The sequence below is a fragment of the Pseudoalteromonas aliena SW19 genome (assembly GCF_014905615.1).
GTDB lineage: Bacteria > Pseudomonadota > Gammaproteobacteria > Enterobacterales > Alteromonadaceae > Pseudoalteromonas > Pseudoalteromonas aliena.
Window position 1 is genome coordinate 485,264 of sequence record NZ_AQGU01000022.1, and the last position, 20,298, is coordinate 505,561.

The window sequence follows — 20,298 nt, forward strand, 5'->3', positions numbered from 1 at the left end:
TCTAATTAGGCAATTTTTTGTACCTTAATTAAAGATAATAAAAACGCAGCCTATGCTGCGTTTTTCAATTACGATTTAGCTACACGTGCGCCGTGTTAAATGCCATCGCCATCAATGTGTAACCCACACTCACGATTTAAGCCAAAGAAACGGGTTTCTTCCTCAGTCATACCCGGCTCTAATTTACGCGTAGTGTGTACATCTCCCATCGACACATAACCTTGCTCCCATAACGGGTGATAAGGTAAATCGTGCTTAGTCAGGTACTGATATACGTCGCGATTAGACCATTCTATTATCGGGTACACTTTGACTGTGCCACGGCTAATTTCTACAAATTGCTTATCAGCGCGCGTAGATGATTGATCGCGTCGTAGGCCACTAAACCATGTACACGCCTCAATCTCTTTTAACGCACGGGTCATCGGCTCCACTTTATTAAGCTGATTGTATTGTTTAATGCCGTTTTCGCCTTGCTCCCATAACTTACCAAATTTAGCCTCCTGCCATGCAGGGCTAAGCTGCGCTTTATACACTTTTAAGTTCAGTGATAAACGCTCACTCATTTGTTCAATAAACTGATAGGTTTCAGGAAATAAATAACCTGTATCGGTTAACACAACGGGAATATCAGGGCGTTGTGAGGTCATTAAATGCAGCATAACTGCCGCTTGAATACCAAAGCTAGATGATAGAAAAGCCGTATCTGGCAAGTTATCAAGCGCCCATGCAACGCGCTGTTCTGCGCTCATATCCGCCAGCAAACCATTAGCATCAGCTAACATAGCCATTTGGCTTTGTTTATCTAGCTGTAAAATGTTTTTAAATTCACTCATGGTAAATTTCAAACCTCACCAGCGCTGTGCGCTGGTATTTAATTAAGCGTGAAAATCAGTTACTGATACTTTTACTTCAGCGACTATGCCTTTACGGATCACAAAGTCACCAAAGCATTCACCTTCGTTGCGCTCTTTTGCCCATTGGCCAATTAGCTTATCGAATGCGTCTAGGTAAACATCTTCGCCTACATTCTCAAGGTACAGCTTAGGAATACGTGTGCCCTCTAAATTCCCCCCTAAGTAAATGTTGTACTTGCCTGGGCCTTTGCCTACTAAACCAGCTTCTGCAAGCATTGCGCGGCCACAACCATTAGGACAACCTACAACGCGCATAATAATGCTGTCATCTGGTATACCGTGCTTAGCAAGTAATGCTTCAGTTTTTTCTACAAGACTTGGTAAGTAACGCTCTGCTTCGGCCATTGCAAGTGGGCACGTTGGCAGTGAAACACACGCCATAGAGTTTTTACGTTGCTGCGAATCTTTGTCATCAATTAGGCCATGGCTACGGGCAATTTCTTCAATCACGGCTTTTTGATCTGCAGGTACGCCAGCAATAATTAAGTTTTGGTTTGCCGTCATACGCATATCACCTTGGTGAACTTCTGCGATTTTACGACAACCAGTTTTAAGCGGCTTGCCTGGGTAATCTAAAATACGACCACTTTGAATAAATAGCGTTAAGTGGTGCTTGCCATCAATGCCTTCAACCCAACCAATGCGGTCACCACGATGAGTAAACTCAAACGGACGGCTTGGTGCAAATGTAACGCCTGAGCGTTTTTCTACTTCAGCTTTAAATACATCAACGCCAACACGGTCTAATGTGTATTTAGTTTTTGCATTTTTACGGTTTGAACGATTACCCCAATCGCGCTGCACAGATACAACATGCTCTGCAATTTTTAAGGTATCTTCTAGCGTAATAAAGCCAAAGTCATCAGCCTTACGCGGATAAGTTGCTGTATCGCCGTGCGTCATGGCAAGGCCACCGCCCACTAATACGTTAAAACCAACAAGCTTGCCGTTATCAGCAATTGCCACAAAGTTTAAATCGTTAGCGTGAACATCAACTTCGTTGTTAGGCGGGATGGTTACCGTTGTTTTAAATTTACGTGGTAAGTAATTAGACCCTAAGATTGGCTCTTCAGTAGTTTCGGCTTTTTCGCCATTTAACCAAATTTCAGCGTAGGCTTTCGTTTTTGGTAATAAATGTTCAGAGATTTTTGCAGCCCAATCGTAAGCCTCTTGATGTAACTCAGACTCAACGGGGTTGGTAGTACAAAGTACATTACGGTTAACATCACCCGCTGTAGCAATTGAGTCTATACCTACGCTATCGAGCATTTGGTGCATGCCTTTAATATTTGGTTTTAGCACACCATGAAATTGAAACGTTTGACGCGTTGTTAAACGAATACTGCCGTAACTTGTTTTGTCATCTGCAAACTTGTCGATTGCTAACCACTGCTCTGGCTTAATAATACCGCCAGGCATACGTGCACGTAACATCACATTATGTAGTGGCTCTAGCTTTTGCTTAGCGCGCTCACCACGTATATCGCGGTCATCTTGTTGATACATGCCATGAAAACGAATTAACTGAAAATTATCGGCAGTAAAGCCACCGGTAATTTCATCTTTTAAATCTTCGGCTATTGTGCCACGCAAAAAGTTACTTTCTCTTTTCAAACGTTCGTTATCAGAAAGTTTTACGTTTTTATCTTGTTCGCTCATTTTAAATCCTAAATTTGTTACAGTGACGGCCGTTAGCTGTTAAATAAAATAAGAAACGTGATTAATACACGTCTTTCTGATAGCGGTTTGCGCTACGTAAATCTTTTAAATATTGCTCTGCATCTTCGTTGTTCTTGCCCGTATTTTCTTTAATGATATCAACCAAAGCATTGTGTACATCTTTTGCCATGCGATTTGCATCGCCACAAATATAAAAATGAGCACCCGCTTCTAGCCATTCAAACACGTCTTTACTGTTACTGCGTAACTTATCTTGCACATATATTTTTTCGGCCTGATCGCGGCTAAATGCAACATCTACCTTGTTAAGTAGGCCAGATTTTAAATAACCTTGTATTTCTACTTGGTATAAAAAATCTTGAGTAAAATGTGGGTTACCAAAAAACAACCAGTTTTTGCCTTGCGCTTCACGCGAATCACGCTCTTGTAAAAATGCACGGAACGGCGCAATACCCGTTCCTGGGCCAACCATGATCACCGGTGTATCATCGTTAGTAGGTAGGCGGAAATTATCGTTATGTTCACTAAATACTTTAACTTTACAGCCTTCTTCAGCACGGCGAGTTAAGTAACCAGTACAACCACCTAAATGCTCGCTATCAAATGCATCAAACTCAACTAAGCCTAGAGTTAAATGCACTTCGTCTTCAACCTCTGCTTGGCTAGATGCAATTGAGTACAAACGAGCTTGCAGCTTACGTAGGCAATCTACTAATGTTTGCGCATCAATTTTTGCTGGATTTTGGCGAATTACATCAAATATCTGGCGAGGTTCAATATACGCACGCATTGCCGCTTTATCTTCCACAAGCTTTAATAATTCAGGCGTACCTGTTGCTGTTGCGTATTTTTCTACAAAACCTGGATATGACTGAGTCAACTCTAGCTTTTCAATAAGTGCATCGCGTACGCTTAGCTCTTCATCACCTACTTTTACAATGCTTGTTGCATCTATTTGAGTAAGTGTAAGTACTTCATCAACTAATACATCGTCATTTAAAAAGTATACACCTAACGAATCACCTGGCGTGTAAGTAATGTCAGAACCTTCAAGCGAAATTTCAACGTGGCGCACGTCTTTAGTAGAGTCGCGACCGGTAATTTTTTGTACTGTTAAAAGCTCTGCTGCAAATGGATTTTGCTTTGTGTACTGGCTTGAAGCAGCGGTAGGTGCACCAAAAGGCATTATGCCAGCTTGGCCCGCCGTTGCGCCTTGCTGTGCTTTTAGGTCTGGCTCAAAGGCATCAAGTGCGCCCGAGATCCACGTTGCCGCTTCATCTTCGTAATCTACATCTAAATCAGCACGTTGATATATAGTTTTTGCACCGAGTTTATTTAAGCGCTCTTCAAAGTCTTTTGCCGTTTGGCAGAAAAATTCATAACTTGAATCACCTAACCCAATAACGGCTATTTTTACATCGTCTAGCTTTGGCGCTTTTTTAGTTGCTAAAAATTCATGTAATGTTTCGCCGTCTTCAGGTGGCTCACCTTCACCGTAAGTAGATACAACAACAGTTAAGAATTTTTCTTTTTTCAGGGCTGTTGGCTTGTAATCCGACATGCTAACCAATTTAACTGCTAGGCCTCGTGATTCAGCCTGCTCTTTCATCTTGGTTGCCACGCCTTTTGCGTTACCTGTTTGCGAGCCATATAAAATGGTTAGCGCTGCAGCATCACCCGCAGCCGGCGTGCCTGCAGTTGGCCCACCTAACACAGCCGAATTAGCATTTGCAGCTAAGTAACCACTTACCCACGCTTGTTGAATTGGATTAAGTTCAGCCACTAAACCTTGCAGCTTTTGTACTTGATCTTGCGATAGCGGGCTGGCCGCAGCATTTAGTTGACCTAACAACATGAATCGATTCCCCGTAACCCTGAAAATTAATCACAATACACTTTTTGCATTGTTAACAATGAGTTTTACCTCATCCAGAGAATGTCTGCTGAGGTTTTATGAGTCTGTAGGATAACGGGCTCAGCATAGATAAAAAAAGAATAGAATCTGCTTTGATATTCCATTTAGTTATTAATTTATAAAAATACCTTCAAAAACAGATTAAAAAGACATTATTGTCTTTTATCGGATTTTAAATTAACAATTTTGTAACCAAACTAATATAAGGTATATTCCACATTCAAAATAAAAAATAGGAATACCCATGTCACACGGGACATACAAAAATAAACTACTGAGCACGGCACTATTACTTGGCTCACTTCCGGTAATGGCCAATGTAACTAACGGCGGTTTTGAACAATGGTCAGGCAATACACCTGCATCATGGACGACAATAGATAACGGTATTAGCTTATCGCCTTCTACCAGTACAGTTAAAAATGGTCATCGCTCTGCTGCTATCAATGTAACAACGGGCTCACAAAGTAACACCGACTTATTGCAGCAAATTACTGTAGAGATAGGTAAAACCTACAATTTCTCGGCTGACGTTTACCATACAGAAGGTAAAGTTAAAGCCCGCTTATATGTAGATGGCTACCAAGGCTACTCAAACGAAGCGCAAACAAATCAATGGCAAACAATTAGCCATAGCTACACAGCAAGCAGTAGCAAAACTATTAATGTGGGTTTACGTTTCTATGATGTAAGCGGGTTCGATGGGAATGAAACTGTATACATAGATAATTTTTTACCTAATAGCGACGGCGGCGCATCACCAAGCTGCTCTGACAATAGCCTGACCCTAACACTTAATACCGACAATTACGGCAGCGAGACAAGCTGGGCTGTTAATAATAACCAAGGTAGAGCAATTGCCAATGGCAGTGGTTACGCATCAAACACGCAATACAATGAAAAAATATGTTTAGCCGATGGTGCCTATACACTTGTAATTAGTGATAGCTATGGCGATGGTATGTGTTGCTCATTAGGTAATGGTAGCTATGCATTAGTACACGCTCAGAAAACTATCGCCAGCGGTGCAAGCTTTAGCAACACAGACAGCACAACATTTGAGCTAGGTGATACAGGCGGTGGCACAACACCAACAGGCTATTATGTCACTGCACAAGGCCTAACTGGCTATGCCTTAAAAACTGAACTTTACCATATTATCAAAGATCATAATGCACAGGGTTATTCAGCTATCTGGAATTTTTACGACTCATCAGCACGTGATAAATATTTTGAAAACGATAATAGTATTTTAGATATGTACAGCGAGAAACCGAACGGTGCTGACAGCTATAGCTATGCAGCCGTTACAAATCAGTGCGGCGCATATAATAGTGAGGCGGATTGTTACAACCGAGAACATTCGTTCCCTAAAAGTTGGTTTGGTGGAAAAGTTGAACCGATGAACTCTGATGTTCATCATATTTACGCAACTGACGGCTATGTAAATTCAAAGCGTAGCAACTTCCCATTTGGTGAAGTAGCAAGCGCCTCATTTACATCAACTAACGGAAGTAAATTAGGTTCTGCCGTTAGTTCATTAAATTACTCAGGCACTGTGTTTGAGCCTATTGATGAATTTAAAGGTGACTTTGCACGTGCTTATTTTTATATGGCAACGCGTTACGAAAATATTATTGGCTCTTGGCAAACTAAAACAACTTCAAGCGACGCAGTACTTAACGGCTCAAACAATCAAGTATTTGAAAGCTGGGTTGTTGCTATGCTGCTAAAATGGCACAACAGTGACCCTGTTAGCCAAATGGAATTAGATCGCAACCAAGCCGCATTTGAATTTCAAGGCAATCGTAACCCATATATCGATCACCCTGAATTTGTAGAGATGATTTGGTAATAGTTTAATCAATAAAGCCTCAGCATTTGCTGAGGCTACTCAAAACTCTCCTGACCCAATACGATAGACTCATAGCGCTTCCCTGTTAATTTTATCAACCAAACACTGTCTTTAAATGTACGGCTAAAATACACCGTTTGCCCGTCAGGAATATGAGGCATAAACGAGGTAATTGACTCCCACTGCCCATCTACTTTTTCTTTTAACTTCATCGTTGCATTAAAGTAGCTGCCGTCTTCATTGGTTTTGACCTCAAGGGCGGTTAACTGCGCTTCATCGCCTATTTCCATTAATGCACTTTCATTTAAACTGGCCAATAGCTGAGGTTGATGGCTCGGTTTTAGCTGCTTCAAGGTTTCATCTATTTTACTATCTATAGTGATGTTATTTTGTAATTTATAAATAGTTGCTTTAATTGCAAACACGGGCTCAGCTAAACTCGTGTGTGATAAAAACAACAAGCTTATAAACATGGCAGTTTGGTAAAAATATATTTTCATTTTGTAATACTCCTCTATTAATTAGTCCACTTAGCATAACTAAAAAAACCTCGAATAACATATAACTTACTAATATTCATAACATTATTTTTATTCATAGCCATGAATATAACACTATAGGCTATTTAAATAGGCCATTTTTAGCGATAATAAACGGGTCAGTAAATTATTTAGGTATGGAAACATGTCATCGTTAGGAATGGAATTAAAACGCCTTAGAGCGAACAAAAAATGGACGCAAGCTTTTGCGGCTAAGGAAATTGGCATTCAGCAATCTTACTTGTCTAAACTCGAAAACGGACAATCCATTCCTTCACCCGATGTTATTGAAAAATTAAATGTCTGCTATCATGTTTCGATTGAACACTTCGTTCCTAATCAAGAAAAAACAGCAAACCTTACTAAAAAATTAAAATGGGGCGGCATTCTTTTTATTATTATCGGCATACTAATCTACCTTTGCGCGATGCTTAATATCTTTTTCCCTGAAACCTTCTTCACTTACCAGGCTAAAAACCAAGGTTTTTGGGCAATCAATATTACTGAAATTTATAAAGGTGAAAAATATATTGAAGGTGATGTCATTTACGAAATTATAGGGCAGCGTGATGTTAGTCGAATAGAAAATCGTATTTTATGTGTGTCTTCAGCCGTCTTTATATTTATTGGAATATTAATGAGTGTACGACGAGTTAAGCCATTACATCAAAAAGAAAAGTAAATAACCTGAACCCTGGATAATAAATCTATCTCAAGCAGCTATTTTCAGCGCTAACTAACGTTGCACTTACTTACAATAGGCCCGCTATTGATACGTAAATTAGCCTTGTTTTCACTAAAGGTCTCTGGCTAGAGAAAAATAAATTAAAATATCATTATGACTCAATATATTAGTAAATATCTTAACTAGAGTTCAGGTTAAGTATTAATTTATTGAACTCAACTTTCTAATACAAAAAAGCCCCAGCTAATGCTGAGGCTTTTTTACAAAACTAACTTAATTAAAAAATTAAGCTTGTTTTGGACTAGAAATAACGTCTACTAAAGTCCAAGATTTATTCTTAGAAATTGGTGCGCATTCACGGATAGTAACTACGTCACCCGCTTTTGCTGTGTTATTTTCGTCATGTACGTGTAACTTAGTCGTACGTTTAATGAATTTCCCATAAATTGGGTGCTTCACATAACGTGCGATAGCGATAGTGAAAGATTTTTCCATCTTGTCGCTGATTACACGGCCTTGAAGAGTACGAATTTTATCGCTCATTATTGACCTGCCTTCTGGTTAATAACTGTTTTTACACGCGCGATATCGCGGCGTACTGTTCTTAGCGTGTGTGTCTGAGCTAACTGACCAGTGCTAGCTTGCATGCGCATATTAAATTGCTCACGAAGTAGTCCTAGAAGTTCAGCATTAAGCTCTTCTACGCTTTTGTCTTTTAGTTCGCTAGCTTTCATCACATTACCGTCCGAGTTACGAAAGTTGTTTTGAATGGCAGTTTACGAGCAGCAAGGTCGAATGCTTCACGAGCAAGCTCTTCTGAAACACCTTCCATTTCGTAAAGTACTTTACCAGGCTGAATTTCAGCAACCCAATATTCAACAGAACCTTTACCTTTACCCATACGAACTTCAAGAGGTTTTTCTGTAATCGGTTTGTCAGGGAAGACACGAATCCAGATTTTACCTTGACGTTTCACGTGACGCGTCATAGCACGACGAGCTGCTTCGATTTGACGAGCAGTCATGCGGCCACGGCCAGTAGCTTTCAATCCGAAAGTACCGAAGCTTACTTTGTTACCGTTTTGCGCTAAACCGCGGTTGCGGCCTTTGTGCATTTTACGGAATTTTGTACGTTTTGGCTGTAACATTACTCGCTACCTCTACTTAGCACTTTTCTTGGCTTTCTTTGGTGCGCGTTTAGCTGGTTTTTCTTGCTCTTGTACTAGTGGTAAACCACCAATAACTTCGCCTTTGAAAATCCAAACTTTAACACCAATGATACCATAAGTGGTTAAGGCTTCAGAAGTTGCGTAATCGATATCAGCACGAAGAGTATGTAGAGGTACACGACCTTCACGATACCATTCTGAACGTGCGATTTCAGCGCCGCCAAGACGACCGCTAACTTCAACTTTAATCCCTTTAGAACCGATGCGCATTGCATTTTGTACCGAACGCTTCATAGCGCGACGGAACATAACACGACGTTCTAGTTGAGAGGCAATGCCGTCTGCTACTAGTTGTGCATCTAGTTCTGGTTTACGTACTTCAGAGATATTAATCTGAGCAGGTACACCAGCGATTTTAGTTACCGCTTGACGTAATTTTTCTACGTCTTCGCCTTTTTTACCGATAACAACACCCGGACGAGCCGTGTGAATTGTTACGCGGATTGATTTTGCTGGACGCTCAATAACGATTTTAGACACAGAAGCCGTTTTTAATTCCTTAGTAAGGAATGCACGAACTTTGTGATCGCCAAAAAGCTGATCAGAGAAATCTTTAGAACTCGCGTACCAGGTAGAAACCCAAGGTTTAGATATACCTAGGCGAATACCAGTAGGATGAACTTTTTGTCCCATTACTTATACTCCTAGCTATCTGAAACCATAACAGTGATATGGCTTGTACGCTTAAGGATGCGGTCTGCGCGTCCTTTAGCACGAGGCATAATACGTTTCATTGTAGGACCATCGTCCACAAAGATCGTAGTTATACGAAGCTCATCAATGTCAGCACCTTCGTTATGCTCTGCGTTAGCAATAGCAGACTCAAGTACTTTCTTAACTAATACAGCCGCTTTTTTAGGGCTGTACGCCAGGATTTCTAGTGCGCGATCGACAGGTAATCCGCGGATCTGATCTGCAACTAGACGTGCTTTTTGCGCCGAACCAGAGGCGAATTTATGTTTAGCTAATGCTTGCATTTATCTTCCCCTCTTAACGTTTCTTCGCTTTCTTATCCGCAGCATGGCCACGGTAAGTGCGAGTTGGTGCAAATTCACCTAGTTTGTGACCGATCATTTCGTCAGAAACGAAAACTGGTACGTGCTGGCGACCATTATGGACAGCAATGGTCAATCCGATCATGTTAGGTATGATCATTGAACGACGGCTCCAAGTTTTAATTGGCTTCTTCTCACCGCTTTCCAAAGCTTTCTCTACCTTCTTCAGCAAGTGTAGGTCTATAAAAGGACCCTTCTTGAGAGAGCGTGGCATGGCTATTCCTCAATATTACTTAGTACGACGACGTACTATAAATTTATCCGTACGCTTATTCTTACGCGTCTTCGCACCCTTAGTCGGTTTACCCCATGGAGACACAGGATGACGACCACCAGATGTACGACCTTCACCACCACCGTGTGGGTGATCTACCGGGTTCATGGCAACACCACGAACTGTCGGACGAATACCACGCCAGCGATTTGCACCTGCTTTACCAAGTGAACGAAGCATATGCTCAGCATTGCCTACTTCACCTAGAGTCGCACGACAATCAGATTCAACTTTACGAACTTCGCCTGAACGAAGACGTAATGTTACATACTGACCATCACGAGCAAGGATTTGAACGTATGCACCAGCAGAACGTGCGATTTGAGCACCTTTACCTGGTTTTAATTCTACGTTGTGAACAGTCGAACCTACAGGCATATTACGCATTGGTAATGCATTACCAGGTTTGATTGGTGCATCAACACCAGACTGGATTGCATCGCCAGCTTTTAAGCCTTTAGGTGCGATAATGTAACGACGCTCACCGTCTGCATATAATACAAGAGCGATGTTTGCGCTACGATTTGGATCATATTCTAAACGCTCAACAGTGGCTGGAATGCCATCTTTAGTACGTTTAAAATCGATTAAACGGTAATGTTGCTTATGACCACCACCGATATGACGAACCGTAATACGACCATTGTTATTACGACCACCTGATTTAGAGTTTTTCTCTAAAAGTGGTGCGTATGGCTTACCCTTATGTAGATCTGGGTTAACCACTTTAACTAGGTGACGACGGCCCGCAGAAGTAGGCTTACACTTTTGAAGTGCCATAATTCTATCCCCTTATTACTCGGCGCCGCCGACAAAGTCTAGTTCACTACCTTCTTTAAGAGTAACGTAAGCTTTTTTCCAGTCGTTACGACGACCGAAACGTGCGCCAGTACGTTTTGTTTTACCCTTAACATTAAGTGTGCGAACACCCGTTACTTCTACTTCAAAAAGCTTCTCAACTGCTACTTTAATTTCAGCTTTAGTTGCGTCATTTGATACTTTAAAAACAATAGTATTGTTTTCTTCAGCAGCAATAGTGCTTTTTTCAGAGATATGTGGAGCAACGATCACTTTTAAAAGACGTTCTTCGCGGATCATGCTAGCGCCTCCTCAAGTTGCTTAACAGCAGCGGCTGTAATAAGTACCTTGTCGAAAGCAATTAAGCTTACAGGATCGATACCAGCTACATCACGCGTGTCAACCTTATAAAGGTTACGTGCCGATAAGAAAAGATTTTCATCTACTTCTTCAGTCACGATAAGAACATCTTTAAGCTCAAGTTCTTTAAGCTTAGCAACTAGTTCTTTAGTTTTTGGTGCTGCTAGAGCAAAACTTTCAACAACGATTAAACGCTCTTGACGAACTAATTCAGATAAGATGCTTTTAATCGCACCACGGTACATTTTACGGTTTACTTTTTGGCTGTGGTCTTGTGGTTTAGCTGCAAAGCTAACGCCACCTGAACGCCAAATTGGGCTACGGATTGTACCGGCACGTGCACGGCCAGTACCTTTTTGAGCCCATGGTTTTTTACCACCACCGCTTACTTCAGAACGTGTCTTCTGAGCACGAGTACCTTGACGAGCACCTGCTGCGTATGCAACAACTACTTGGTGTACTAATGCTTCGTTAAACTCACGTCCAAAAGTAGCTTCAGAAACTTCAAGAGCGCCAGAAGCGTCTTTAATTGCTAATTCCATCACTAAATCTCCAGGACTTATGCTTTAACAGCTGGTTTAACGATAACGTCACCGCCAATAGCTCCAGGTACTGCACCCTTAACTAAAAGCAAATTACGCTCAGCGTCAACGCGAACTAGTTCTAAGTTTTGAGTCGTTACACGCTCAGCACCCATATGACCGGCCATTTTCTTACCTTTAAACACCTTACCAGGTGATTGGTTTTGACCGATTGAACCAGGAGCACGGTGAGATAGAGAGTTACCATGTGTAGCGTCTTGCATGCTGAAATTCCAGCGCTTAACACCACCTTGGAAACCTTTACCTTTAGAAGTACCGGTTACGTCAACCTTGTTGATTTCGTTGAATAATTCAACAGTAAGCTCTGCGCCTACTTCAAAATCGCCTTCACCACCGTTAAGGCGGAATTCCCACAGACCGCGACCCGCTTCAACACCAGCTTTAGCGAAATGACCCGCTTTAGCTTTGTTTACACGACTTGCTTTTTTAGTGCCTGCGGTTACTTGAAGCGCGTTATAACCGTCTGTTGCGTCAGATTTGATCTGAGCAATGCGGTTAGGTGTCGCTTCAATAACTGTCACAGGGATAGATACACCATCTTCAGTGAAGATTCGTGTCATACCCACTTTACGACCGACTAGACCTAATGCCATTTTCCTAAAACCTCTCTAATCTTTCGATTAACCCAGGCTGATTTGAACATCAACACCAGCAGCAAGATCTAAACGCATAAGAGCGTCAACAGTCTTGTCAGTTGGTTCTACGATGTCAATCAGACGTTTATGGGTGCGGATCTCGTACTGATCACGCGCATCTTTATTAACGTGCGGTGAAGTTAGTACAGTAAAACGTTCAAAGCGTGTAGGTAGTGGAATTGGTCCACGTACTTGTGCGCCAGTGCGTTTCGCAGTTTCCACGATTTCTGCCGTTGATTGGTCAATCAAACGGTGGTCAAAAGCTTTTAGGCGAATACGAATGCGTTGATTTGACATTCTTAACCTCAATATAAAGAGCATTTAAAAGAGCATAAAAAAACGACCGAAACAATCTTAAAAACATAAGATGCCGGTTGTTGATTTATATCTACGTTGAGTTCCAAATCGGAACTCCTGTTTATTAGCTTGAAATCCAAGCTTAATTTATCCTCTCTAGTTCCCTAGGGAATTTCGAAAGCCTGCGTATTATAGAGGTGTTGGTGATAAATGCAACAACTATTTAGAAGCAATATAATGATTCTTGATTTGAGCAAATAAACGACCATCACCACTTACAAGCTATACTTAAACTAATAGCTGTGCTGTTAGCGACTTCTATTGCGTAAATTAAGTGATTTTTGGATGTTATGGTATCCTATTGCGCTAATTTTGCCTTTAAACTCTCAATATGGTGAGTCGATGCGTATTTTTAATTATTGTTTAAATGTTCTATCTGCTGGGTTTAGCCGTCTATTTGTAAAAAGCAAAGTGCTACCAGAGAACCCTATTGAACAGTACAATTTAAACCCTGAGTTCCCTACATTTTATATAGTGCGCTTAAATTCAAGATTTGACCTAGCGGCATTGGCACATGTTTGTAAAAAACATGGTCTCCCCAGCCCGACTGATGAACAAGTGTTAGGTAATCAAAGTTTAGAACGCTTCATTGGTATAAAAAACCCACCACCACTTTTTGGTGATGAAGCTAAATCAACTAGTGCGTTGGCTCAAGGTAAACAGATCATCGACCACTTATTAAAAAGTGGTCAGAAAAACGTGCAAGTAGTGCCTGTCACTATTTTATGGGGGCGCGATCCAGGCAAAGAAAAACCAGGAGTACGTACCTTAATTACCCACTCATTGACGCCAAGTTGGTTTAGAAAATTTTTTGTGGTGTTATTTTCAGGCCGTGATAATTTTATTCGCTTCAGCCAACCTCTCGACTTATCGCTTTTAGTAAATGAAAAAGCAGATGTGAGTGAATTACCACACAAGTTATTACGTGTCGCCTTGGTCCACTTTAAACGCCAAAAATTAGCAGCCACAGGCCCAAAAATGCCATCACGCGAGCAACTCTTTAATTCTTTGCTTGCTTCACCTACAATAAAAAAAGCGATTCAGGAAGAAGCTAAGTCAAAAAACATTAGCCAAGAGCAAGCTCGTCAAAATGCGCTCAAGTTACTTGATGAAATAGCTGCTAATTATTCTGAGGCAATGATACGCGTTGCGGAAAGGTTTTTAACTTGGTTGTGGAACAAGTTGTATAACGGTATTGATATAAAACATACTGAGCAACTTCACGAGTTAACAAACAAAGGGCATGAAATTATTTATATGCCGTGTCACCGCAGTCATATGGATTACTTACTGCTTACCTACTCAATTTATCATTTAGGCTTAGTGCCACCGCACATAGCTGCGGGTATCAATCTCAACTTTTTCCCTGCCGGCGGTATTTTTAGACGCTCAGGAGCGTTTTTTATTCGCCGCTCATTTGCAGGAAATAAGCTCTATTCGGCAATATTTAAAGAGTATTTAAGCCAGCTATTTATTAAAGGCTACTCCGTTAAGTTTTATACAGAAGGCGGGCGAAGCAGAACCGGGCGTTTACTTCCACCTAAAACGGGTATGCTATCAATGACCTTACAGGCAATGCTGCGTGGAATAGACCGCCCTATATCGATAGTGCCTGTGTATATTGGCTACGAACACGTTATGGAAATTAACACCTACCTTAAAGAGCTTGATGGTAAAGATAAAAAAGGCGAGTCTATTTTTGGTATTTTTAAAGCAATTAAAAATCTTAAAAATTATGGGCGTGGTAATTTAAACTTTGGCGATCCAATCTCAATTAACCAATATTTAAATGATAATCAACCAGATTGGCGCGATTCAATTCATCCAACCGATGTTCAAAAGCCACAATGGCTAGGGTCGCAAGTTACTAAACTTGCCGATCAAGTAATGGTTAAAATTAATAATGCAGCGGCGCTTAATGCTGTTAACTTACTGGCAATGATATTACTGGTTAACGATAAACAGGCATTAAGTAAACCAAAGCTCCTAGCACAACTTGATTTTTACCTGCGCTTACAACGCGACGCTAGCTACAGCGATAAAGTAACAGCGCCTGATGAAACACCTGAGCAACTACTAACACATGCATTAAAGCTTAATAAGTTTGAAGTGATAAGTGATGAATTTGGTGAAATTATTACAATTAGCGATAAAGAAAAAGTATTATTTAATTACTACCGAAATAATATTTTGCACTTATTTGCTGTACCAAGCCTAATTGCGCTACATCTATTCAAGCAGCACACAACAACTATTCAACAGTGCCAAGAGCTAGTAAAAACGTTTTATCCGCTGTTTGCTAAAGAGTGGTATTTGCAACCACTTGATGAAAACTACGTAACACGTATTTTGGCAAACTTTGCAGATCAAAACTTAATTGAGTTTGATGGCGACAATATCCACATTACAAATAGCAACGATTGTTTAGCCAAACTTGAAATGCTAGGAAGAGCACTAAGCTTTACTTTGCAGCGTTACGCTATTGTAATTGGATTTATTCAAACAAATGATGCCATTGCCAAAGATGAACTTGAACGAGAAAGCCAAGTATTAGCACAGCGCCTAGGTACACTGCATGGCATTAAAACACCTGAATTTTTTGACAAAAAAGTACTGGTTAGCTTTATTGATAATTTACGCGAGCAATCATTAATAACTGAATGCGATAAAGGTTTAATAGGTAGTACACAGCTGTGTAAAACTTATACACATCTTAAGGCATTACTGCCAGCACGGGTCTGGCAGTCAATTAGCGATATAGTGCAAAGTCAGTCTAATTGAGGACTATATCTCTATTGATGGGGTTAGCACTAGGCCGTGTTGACCTGTCGTGATTAACTTTGCAGCACACTGTTTGGTATTTGGGCAAGGCAGAGCCTATGGAGTGTGGTCATTCCACATAAATAGGCGATAACGCAGCATAAATGCCAAACATGCGCTGCCCTTTGAGCTCGATCTAGGGACGATTAACTCTTTGTTGCTCGATTTTTACTTATTCTTACAGGAATGTAAGCCATTAGAGTAACGCAGGAGCAGTTACCGAACCCACTCGATTACAAACCTCGCGCCGCGATTAAATCGCCCCTAGATTGAACAAATTTTAATCCTGAAAGGTCAACAGGCCCTAGCGTTGGCGCATAACCCCTTCTTGCATTGTTGAGGCAATTAAGTTGCCCAGGCGGTCAAAAAACTGCCCCCTCACCAATCCTCTACCTGAGCTAGCGATTGGACTATCTATTGAATATAAAATCCAGTCATCCATTCTAAATGGACGATGAAACCACATTGCATGATCGATAGTCGCTACTTGCATGTTTGGTTGCATAAACGATACGCCATGAGGTTGTAATGCAGTTGGTAAAAACTCAAAGTCGGACGCATAAGCTAACAAATAATTATGAATGCGTTGGTCATCTGGCATATCGCCATTAGCTTTAAACCAAATATGCTTAACAGGCTCCATTGCTTCAGGCTTGAACGGGTTATGAAAGGTGACAGGTCGCATTTCAATTGGCATTTCACGAATAAACTTATTGCGAATCGCTTCTGGAATATGTGACGCATGCTCTTGATAAAACTCTAACGACGACCGCAGCTCCTCAGGTTCAGGTACATCAGGCATAGTTGCTTGATGCGATAGACCATCTTCTTTACCTTGAAATGACGCGGTCATATAAAAAATCGGTTTACCATATTGAATTGCTTTTACACGACGAGTACTAAAACTTTTTCCATCGCGAATAGTTTCTACATCATAAACAATGGGTTTAGCTGGATCGCCTGGGCGTAAAAAGTAAGAGTGGAGGGAATGAACAATACGCCCTTCAGGTAATGTTTCTTTGGCTGCAGAGAGGGCTTGCCCCATAACTTGACCACCAAACACAGCACCAAAGCCTAAATCCTGACTTTGTCCGCGATATAAACCCTGCTCTATTTCTTCAAGTGTTAACAGCGACAATAAATCATCTAATACTTGGCTCATTACTTCTTCCTCAATCCCCAGATAAGTTAATGATACTATAGACTAGAACTATGTAAATATTTGTTAGGGGTACTGCTATGGCTTACTGGCTTTTTAAAACCGAACCCGATGCGTTTTCATTAGATGATTTAAAAAACGCACCAAAACAAACCACTCTTTGGGAAGGCGTACGTAATTACCAAGCGCGAAACTTTATGCGTGATGGCGTTAAAATTGGCGACTTGGCGATGATTTATCATTCAAGCTGTAAACAAGTTGGCGTAGTGGGTATTGCTACAGTTACAAAAGAAGCTTACCCAGATCCAACTCAATTTGATTTAAGTAGTGATTATTACGACGCTAAAGCCACCAGCAAGAAACCACGCTGGGTTGTTGTTGAAGTTACTTACCAAGGCCACCTAAAAAAATTAGTTAGTCTCAAAGACATTAAAGCGAATAATAATATTACTGAAATAGCACTTAAAAAAGGTGGTCGCTTGTCTGTAATGCCTGTTAGTGAAAATGACTGGGATGAAATTATTAAAATGGCGAAGTAGCGCTCTGCAGTTATTACTGAGACGCGCAGCAGCTTACTCCAAGCAAGTTACTATGGGTCACAAATTAATGCTATAAATACAATGGCGCTCTGAAAGAGCGCCATTGTATTATTTTTTCTTCTTCTTTTTGTGCCCATGCTTTGGAACAATTAAGAAATATAAAAATAACCCTAACCACGAGAAAATAATGATCCCAAATAGCCAGCCGTTTTTTTCATGGCCTTGAGTTCGTTTGTTATTAAGCACTATCACTACAGGTAAAATGTAGGCGCTCAATACAATAATTAAAAATACAACTTCATTCATTCTTTTACTAAGCTTTCCCAGTTTACTTCGTTATTTAGCACGCGTTCGACGGCTATGTAATGCAAAATATCGCCGGCATTTATTTTATAATCAAGCGGTGGATTTAAATCCATATTTTGTGCACTCAAGTTGTGCGCCACGCCTAATAAAATTGCATCATGCTCAAGCTTAAAATGATGAAATAAAGTACCAAATTCCATTTCTTTACTGTCTTTTGGTATTGCTAAGCTAAATTGCGTATCACCGTGAAGTGTAGACAGTAGTTCTTCTTGTACTCGACTAGAGCCAGGGTCTTGCATTGAACGCACAAGTATTTCTGCTGATTTAGCGCTAGAGCATTCTATATTTTGACAATGCTCTAGTAGCATATCTATTTTAGTTTCATCTAAAAAGTGCGCGCTTATATGGCAATCATCTTTAACTAAACGACTTATACGCAGTGCAGTAGTAAATGTTTGATCGTCATCTTGGCCATCAATAATAACCTTATCGGCACGATTAATAGCCACACGCTCTAACTCAGCTAAATTAGTAAAACTCGTTAAACGCGCAAAATCAACACTATCATTTGCTAAAAATGGATGATCCATCTGCTCTGTGACCGCAAGTAGAATTCGACGATCGGTTCGTTTAGTATCGGCCAGAATATAATCAATCATTTTTTTTGTACGGGTATCGTGCCAACCAAAAATAATTATGTGATTAGTACTGTGGGCAAAACTTTTATCACCAGTCATAGCGCGCCTAATTAAGTAAGTAACAGTTTGTCCTGCTTTTCCCAACAGAACACCAAATAAAGCCAAACCAAATGGAATTTGTATTAACGCGACCACCCAACGACCAAGCTCAGTAGTTGGACTAAAATCACCATAACCTACCGTTGATGTTGTTATTACGTAATAGTAAATAAAAGTGCTTGGAGGTATCAAGGTCTCTTCATTTGCTAGCACCAATAAACACCATGTAATAATAATATGCAAAGAAATAACAATAGCTATAGATTGCCAACTTACTTGCTCTATATGGCTGCGTAATAACACGATGAAACGTTTAAAAGTATGATGCATAGTTTTAATTGCTAATAGATTAGTAAAATCACTTTGTAGTACGGTACTGTAAATTATACCACCATAGCAACAACTAGCTGCAAATTTAACCTCGAAAGATAAACAGACCCTAAGCTATGTAGTTAAAAAATAGTAAGCTATAGTAATGTAATAATTAGATTAGATAAGTTCATTATGGTTGGTGTTTTAGCTTCGGTTGATCAAAGAACTCAGTTAGTTGGTGAAAACCGCTTAGAGTTGTTACTGTTTTATTTACATAGCCGCCACTTATTTGCACTCAATGTGTTTAAAATAAAAGAAGTGGTGAAGCTGCCACATTTAAGCAAAATTCCCCATTCTCACTCCAAAATAACTGGAGTTGCGAATATTAGAGGTGAATCTATTCCTGTAATCGATTTACGGCAGGCTATTTCTATGTCCGCAGTAAAATACGCCGAAGACTGTAACTTAGTTATTACAGAATACAATAGAAGCGTACAAGGCTTTTTGATTGGCAAAGTTGATCAAATCGTCAATATGACATGGTCAGATATTATGCCACCGCCTAGCTCTGTTGGTAAAAATCATTACTTAACAGCGCTCACTAAAATCAAACGTGATGATCAAGAACATCTCGTTGAGATCATTGATGTAGAAAAAGTACTAGCAGAAATAGTTGAATACGAGGTGGATATTTCTGATGGGGTACTCGATCAAGGCATCGTCAATGAGTTTGCGGGACGTAAAATACTTCACGCCGATGACTCACCGACCGCACGTAAACAAGTAAGCGATACGCTATCACAACTGGGCATTGAGATTATTCCTGCAAGTAATGGCTTAGAAGCTCTTAACATGCTTAGAGACTGGGCTGATGAAGGGCGAGATGTCGAAAAAGAGCTCTTAATGGTAATTACAGATGCCGAAATGCCTTCTATGGACGGCTATCGCTTAACCCATGAAATACGTAACGATGGCAGGCTTAAAAATCTTTATGTGGTTCTTAACACATCTTTAAGCGGTAGCTTTAACGAGGCTATGGTAGAAAAAGTTGGTTGTAATGCATTTTTATCTAAATTCCAACCTGATTTGCTTGTTAATGAAGTACAAAATCGCCTAAAAGAAGTGCTTAATAACAGCACCGAATAGCCATACTGAAGATTTTAGTCTATTTGCCAATTTAGCGCTTTTGTGATTAATTGGCATTTTAGACACATAATAAAAATACAACATTTGCTCAAAAAAGTTGCCAAGCCACTCACTACCTTGGTGAAACGTTATCTGCCTGACCCATTTATTTTTGTTACTTTACTCACCTTTGTAATTACATCTGTCGTAACACCTTCAGCCCACAAAAAATGATTACCGCAGTTTTCAATTCTATCTTGTTGTCGCACCTGATTAAATCGATGGTAATTATATTTGACACGCGCTATGTGTAGATTCCTTATTTGGGAGAAGTTTTGCTTGCAATTCACCTTATACATTACTCTCGTTAATGAGGGGGAATCCATACATCTGCAAAAAT

At 40.4% G+C, this 20,298-nt stretch carries 23 protein-coding genes; 5 read left to right on the plus strand and 18 right to left on the minus strand.

Features of this window, described 5'->3' with window-relative positions:
* Positions 1 to 95: 95 nt before the first annotated feature.
* From PALI_RS04360 to PALI_RS04370, 3 genes are all read right to left on the minus strand, one after another.
* On the minus strand, positions 96 to 836 hold the full coding sequence (locus PALI_RS04360) for a phosphoadenylyl-sulfate reductase (protein WP_193155017.1): 741 nt from the start codon (positions 834 to 836) through the stop codon (positions 96 to 98).
* Between the two features lie 42 nt (positions 837 to 878).
* Complete coding sequence (cysI, locus tag PALI_RS04365) at positions 879 to 2,576, minus strand: assimilatory sulfite reductase (NADPH) hemoprotein subunit (RefSeq protein WP_193155018.1); 1,698 nt, start codon at positions 2,574 to 2,576, stop codon at positions 879 to 881.
* A 61-nt stretch (positions 2,577 to 2,637) separates the two neighbouring features.
* Positions 2,638 to 4,452 carry an assimilatory sulfite reductase (NADPH) flavoprotein subunit gene (locus PALI_RS04370; protein WP_193155019.1) on the minus strand — a complete coding sequence of 605 codons (1,815 nt, stop codon included), beginning with the start codon at positions 4,450 to 4,452 and terminating at the stop codon, positions 2,638 to 2,640.
* Between the two features lie 304 nt (positions 4,453 to 4,756).
* On the opposite strand from PALI_RS04370, the gene PALI_RS04375 reads away from it, so the two are divergent.
* Positions 4,757 to 6,367, plus strand: a complete 1,611-nt coding sequence (locus PALI_RS04375) for an endonuclease (protein WP_193155020.1) — start codon at positions 4,757 to 4,759, stop codon at positions 6,365 to 6,367.
* A gap of 35 nt (positions 6,368 to 6,402) precedes the next feature.
* Here PALI_RS04375 and PALI_RS04380 read toward each other — a convergent pair whose 3' ends face one another.
* A complete protein-coding gene (locus tag PALI_RS04380) occupies positions 6,403 to 6,867 on the minus strand; it encodes a hypothetical protein (protein ID WP_193155021.1) in 465 nt (154 codons plus the stop codon).
* 184 nt (positions 6,868 to 7,051) lie between these two features.
* On the opposite strand from PALI_RS04380, the gene PALI_RS04385 reads away from it, so the two are divergent.
* Positions 7,052 to 7,588, plus strand: coding sequence for a helix-turn-helix domain-containing protein (locus PALI_RS04385; protein ID WP_193155022.1), 537 nt, complete (start codon positions 7,052 to 7,054; stop codon positions 7,586 to 7,588).
* Between the two features lie 288 nt (positions 7,589 to 7,876).
* On the opposite strand, the gene rpsQ is transcribed toward PALI_RS04385, so the two are convergent.
* The 11 genes from rpsQ to rpsJ are packed head-to-tail and all read right to left on the minus strand — an operon-like array spanning position 7,877 to position 12,840.
* On the minus strand, positions 7,877 to 8,134 hold the full coding sequence (rpsQ, locus tag PALI_RS04390) for a 30S ribosomal protein S17 (protein ID WP_002957888.1): 258 nt from the start codon (positions 8,132 to 8,134) through the stop codon (positions 7,877 to 7,879).
* A complete protein-coding gene (gene rpmC / locus PALI_RS04395) occupies positions 8,134 to 8,325 on the minus strand; it encodes a 50S ribosomal protein L29 (protein ID WP_002957889.1) in 192 nt (63 codons plus the stop codon). The genes rpsQ and rpmC overlap by 1 nt, the downstream gene beginning before the upstream one ends.
* Positions 8,325 to 8,738 carry a 50S ribosomal protein L16 gene (rplP, locus tag PALI_RS04400; protein ID WP_002957890.1) on the minus strand — a complete coding sequence of 138 codons (414 nt, stop codon included), beginning with the start codon at positions 8,736 to 8,738 and terminating at the stop codon, positions 8,325 to 8,327. Before rplP ends, rpmC begins: the two co-directional genes overlap by 1 nt.
* 12 nt (positions 8,739 to 8,750) lie before the next feature.
* On the minus strand, positions 8,751 to 9,452 hold the full coding sequence (gene rpsC, locus PALI_RS04405; RefSeq protein WP_006791356.1) for a 30S ribosomal protein S3: 702 nt from the start codon (positions 9,450 to 9,452) through the stop codon (positions 8,751 to 8,753).
* An 11-nt stretch (positions 9,453 to 9,463) separates the two neighbouring features.
* On the minus strand, positions 9,464 to 9,796 hold the full coding sequence (gene rplV / locus PALI_RS04410) for a 50S ribosomal protein L22 (protein WP_002957892.1): 333 nt from the start codon (positions 9,794 to 9,796) through the stop codon (positions 9,464 to 9,466).
* A gap of 13 nt (positions 9,797 to 9,809) precedes the next feature.
* Positions 9,810 to 10,088 (minus strand): 30S ribosomal protein S19, encoded by a 279-nt coding sequence (gene rpsS / locus PALI_RS04415; protein WP_004588689.1) that lies wholly within the window; start codon positions 10,086 to 10,088, stop codon positions 9,810 to 9,812.
* A 15-nt stretch (positions 10,089 to 10,103) separates the two neighbouring features.
* The gene (gene rplB / locus PALI_RS04420; protein WP_007376192.1) at positions 10,104 to 10,928 is read right to left on the minus strand and encodes a 50S ribosomal protein L2; all 825 of its coding nucleotides are present in this window, start codon (positions 10,926 to 10,928) and stop codon (positions 10,104 to 10,106) included.
* A gap of 15 nt (positions 10,929 to 10,943) precedes the next feature.
* The gene (gene rplW / locus PALI_RS04425; RefSeq protein WP_077536678.1) at positions 10,944 to 11,246 is read right to left on the minus strand and encodes a 50S ribosomal protein L23; all 303 of its coding nucleotides are present in this window, start codon (positions 11,244 to 11,246) and stop codon (positions 10,944 to 10,946) included.
* Positions 11,243 to 11,848 carry a 50S ribosomal protein L4 gene (rplD, locus tag PALI_RS04430; protein WP_077536677.1) on the minus strand — a complete coding sequence of 202 codons (606 nt, stop codon included), beginning with the start codon at positions 11,846 to 11,848 and terminating at the stop codon, positions 11,243 to 11,245. Before rplD ends, rplW begins: the two co-directional genes overlap by 4 nt.
* A gap of 17 nt (positions 11,849 to 11,865) precedes the next feature.
* A complete protein-coding gene (gene rplC / locus PALI_RS04435) occupies positions 11,866 to 12,501 on the minus strand; it encodes a 50S ribosomal protein L3 (protein ID WP_002957898.1) in 636 nt (211 codons plus the stop codon).
* Between the two features lie 27 nt (positions 12,502 to 12,528).
* Positions 12,529 to 12,840, minus strand: coding sequence for a 30S ribosomal protein S10 (gene rpsJ / locus PALI_RS04440; RefSeq protein ID WP_002957900.1), 312 nt, complete (start codon positions 12,838 to 12,840; stop codon positions 12,529 to 12,531).
* Positions 12,841 to 13,242: 402 nt separating this feature from the next.
* On the opposite strand from rpsJ, the gene plsB reads away from it, so the two are divergent.
* Complete coding sequence (gene plsB, locus PALI_RS04445) at positions 13,243 to 15,681, plus strand: glycerol-3-phosphate 1-O-acyltransferase PlsB (protein ID WP_193155023.1); 2,439 nt, start codon at positions 13,243 to 13,245, stop codon at positions 15,679 to 15,681.
* Between the two features lie 343 nt (positions 15,682 to 16,024).
* Here the strand turns inward: plsB and tesB are convergent, their stop codons facing one another.
* The gene (gene tesB / locus PALI_RS04450; protein WP_077536676.1) at positions 16,025 to 16,882 is read right to left on the minus strand and encodes an acyl-CoA thioesterase II; all 858 of its coding nucleotides are present in this window, start codon (positions 16,880 to 16,882) and stop codon (positions 16,025 to 16,027) included.
* Between the two features lie 77 nt (positions 16,883 to 16,959).
* Between tesB and PALI_RS04455 the strand changes: the two genes are divergently transcribed.
* Entirely contained in the window at positions 16,960 to 17,418 is a 459-nt protein-coding gene (locus PALI_RS04455) for an EVE domain-containing protein (RefSeq protein WP_182702896.1), read from the plus strand.
* 108 nt (positions 17,419 to 17,526) lie between these two features.
* Here PALI_RS04455 and PALI_RS04460 read toward each other — a convergent pair whose 3' ends face one another.
* Together PALI_RS04460 and PALI_RS04465 are read right to left on the minus strand one after the other, a co-directional pair.
* Positions 17,527 to 17,724 (minus strand): PLDc N-terminal domain-containing protein, encoded by a 198-nt coding sequence (locus tag PALI_RS04460; protein ID WP_182702895.1) that lies wholly within the window; start codon positions 17,722 to 17,724, stop codon positions 17,527 to 17,529.
* Positions 17,721 to 18,791 carry a potassium channel family protein gene (locus PALI_RS04465; RefSeq protein ID WP_077536673.1) on the minus strand — a complete coding sequence of 357 codons (1,071 nt, stop codon included), beginning with the start codon at positions 18,789 to 18,791 and terminating at the stop codon, positions 17,721 to 17,723. The genes PALI_RS04460 and PALI_RS04465 overlap by 4 nt, the downstream gene beginning before the upstream one ends.
* Before the next feature lie 174 nt (positions 18,792 to 18,965).
* Here PALI_RS04465 and PALI_RS04470 point away from each other — a divergent pair, with 174 nt between their 5' ends.
* Positions 18,966 to 19,919: a chemotaxis protein CheV gene (locus tag PALI_RS04470; protein WP_193155024.1), complete on the plus strand. Its 954-nt coding sequence runs from the start codon at positions 18,966 to 18,968 to the stop codon at positions 19,917 to 19,919.
* Positions 19,920 to 20,298 lie beyond the last annotated feature (379 nt).

Coding starts and splice junctions, on each gene's coding strand:
- PALI_RS04360 (WP_193155017.1), bottom strand. CDS start 836: ATGAGTGAATTTAAAAACATTTTACAGCTAGATAAACAAAGCCAAATG.
- cysI (WP_193155018.1), bottom strand. CDS start 2,576: ATGAGCGAACAAGATAAAAACGTAAAACTTTCTGATAACGAACGTTTG.
- PALI_RS04370 (WP_193155019.1), bottom strand. CDS start 4,452: ATGTTGTTAGGTCAACTAAATGCTGCGGCCAGCCCGCTATCGCAAGAT.
- PALI_RS04375 (WP_193155020.1), top strand. CDS start 4,757: ATGTCACACGGGACATACAAAAATAAACTACTGAGCACGGCACTATTA.
- PALI_RS04380 (WP_193155021.1), bottom strand. CDS start 6,867: ATGAAAATATATTTTTACCAAACTGCCATGTTTATAAGCTTGTTGTTT.
- PALI_RS04385 (WP_193155022.1), top strand. CDS start 7,052: ATGTCATCGTTAGGAATGGAATTAAAACGCCTTAGAGCGAACAAAAAA.
- rpsQ (WP_002957888.1), bottom strand. CDS start 8,134: ATGAGCGATAAAATTCGTACTCTTCAAGGCCGTGTAATCAGCGACAAG.
- rpmC (WP_002957889.1), bottom strand. CDS start 8,325: ATGAAAGCTAGCGAACTAAAAGACAAAAGCGTAGAAGAGCTTAATGCT.
- rplP (WP_002957890.1), bottom strand. CDS start 8,738: ATGTTACAGCCAAAACGTACAAAATTCCGTAAAATGCACAAAGGCCGC.
- rpsC (WP_006791356.1), bottom strand. CDS start 9,452: ATGGGACAAAAAGTTCATCCTACTGGTATTCGCCTAGGTATATCTAAA.
- rplV (WP_002957892.1), bottom strand. CDS start 9,796: ATGCAAGCATTAGCTAAACATAAATTCGCCTCTGGTTCGGCGCAAAAA.
- rpsS (WP_004588689.1), bottom strand. CDS start 10,088: ATGCCACGCTCTCTCAAGAAGGGTCCTTTTATAGACCTACACTTGCTG.
- rplB (WP_007376192.1), bottom strand. CDS start 10,928: ATGGCACTTCAAAAGTGTAAGCCTACTTCTGCGGGCCGTCGTCACCTA.
- rplW (WP_077536678.1), bottom strand. CDS start 11,246: ATGATCCGCGAAGAACGTCTTTTAAAAGTGATCGTTGCTCCACATATC.
- rplD (WP_077536677.1), bottom strand. CDS start 11,848: ATGGAATTAGCAATTAAAGACGCTTCTGGCGCTCTTGAAGTTTCTGAA.
- rplC (WP_002957898.1), bottom strand. CDS start 12,501: ATGGCATTAGGTCTAGTCGGTCGTAAAGTGGGTATGACACGAATCTTC.
- rpsJ (WP_002957900.1), bottom strand. CDS start 12,840: ATGTCAAATCAACGCATTCGTATTCGCCTAAAAGCTTTTGACCACCGT.
- plsB (WP_193155023.1), top strand. CDS start 13,243: ATGCGTATTTTTAATTATTGTTTAAATGTTCTATCTGCTGGGTTTAGC.
- tesB (WP_077536676.1), bottom strand. CDS start 16,882: ATGAGCCAAGTATTAGATGATTTATTGTCGCTGTTAACACTTGAAGAA.
- PALI_RS04455 (WP_182702896.1), top strand. CDS start 16,960: ATGGCTTACTGGCTTTTTAAAACCGAACCCGATGCGTTTTCATTAGAT.
- PALI_RS04460 (WP_182702895.1), bottom strand. CDS start 17,724: ATGAATGAAGTTGTATTTTTAATTATTGTATTGAGCGCCTACATTTTA.
- PALI_RS04465 (WP_077536673.1), bottom strand. CDS start 18,791: ATGCATCATACTTTTAAACGTTTCATCGTGTTATTACGCAGCCATATA.
- PALI_RS04470 (WP_193155024.1), top strand. CDS start 18,966: ATGGTTGGTGTTTTAGCTTCGGTTGATCAAAGAACTCAGTTAGTTGGT.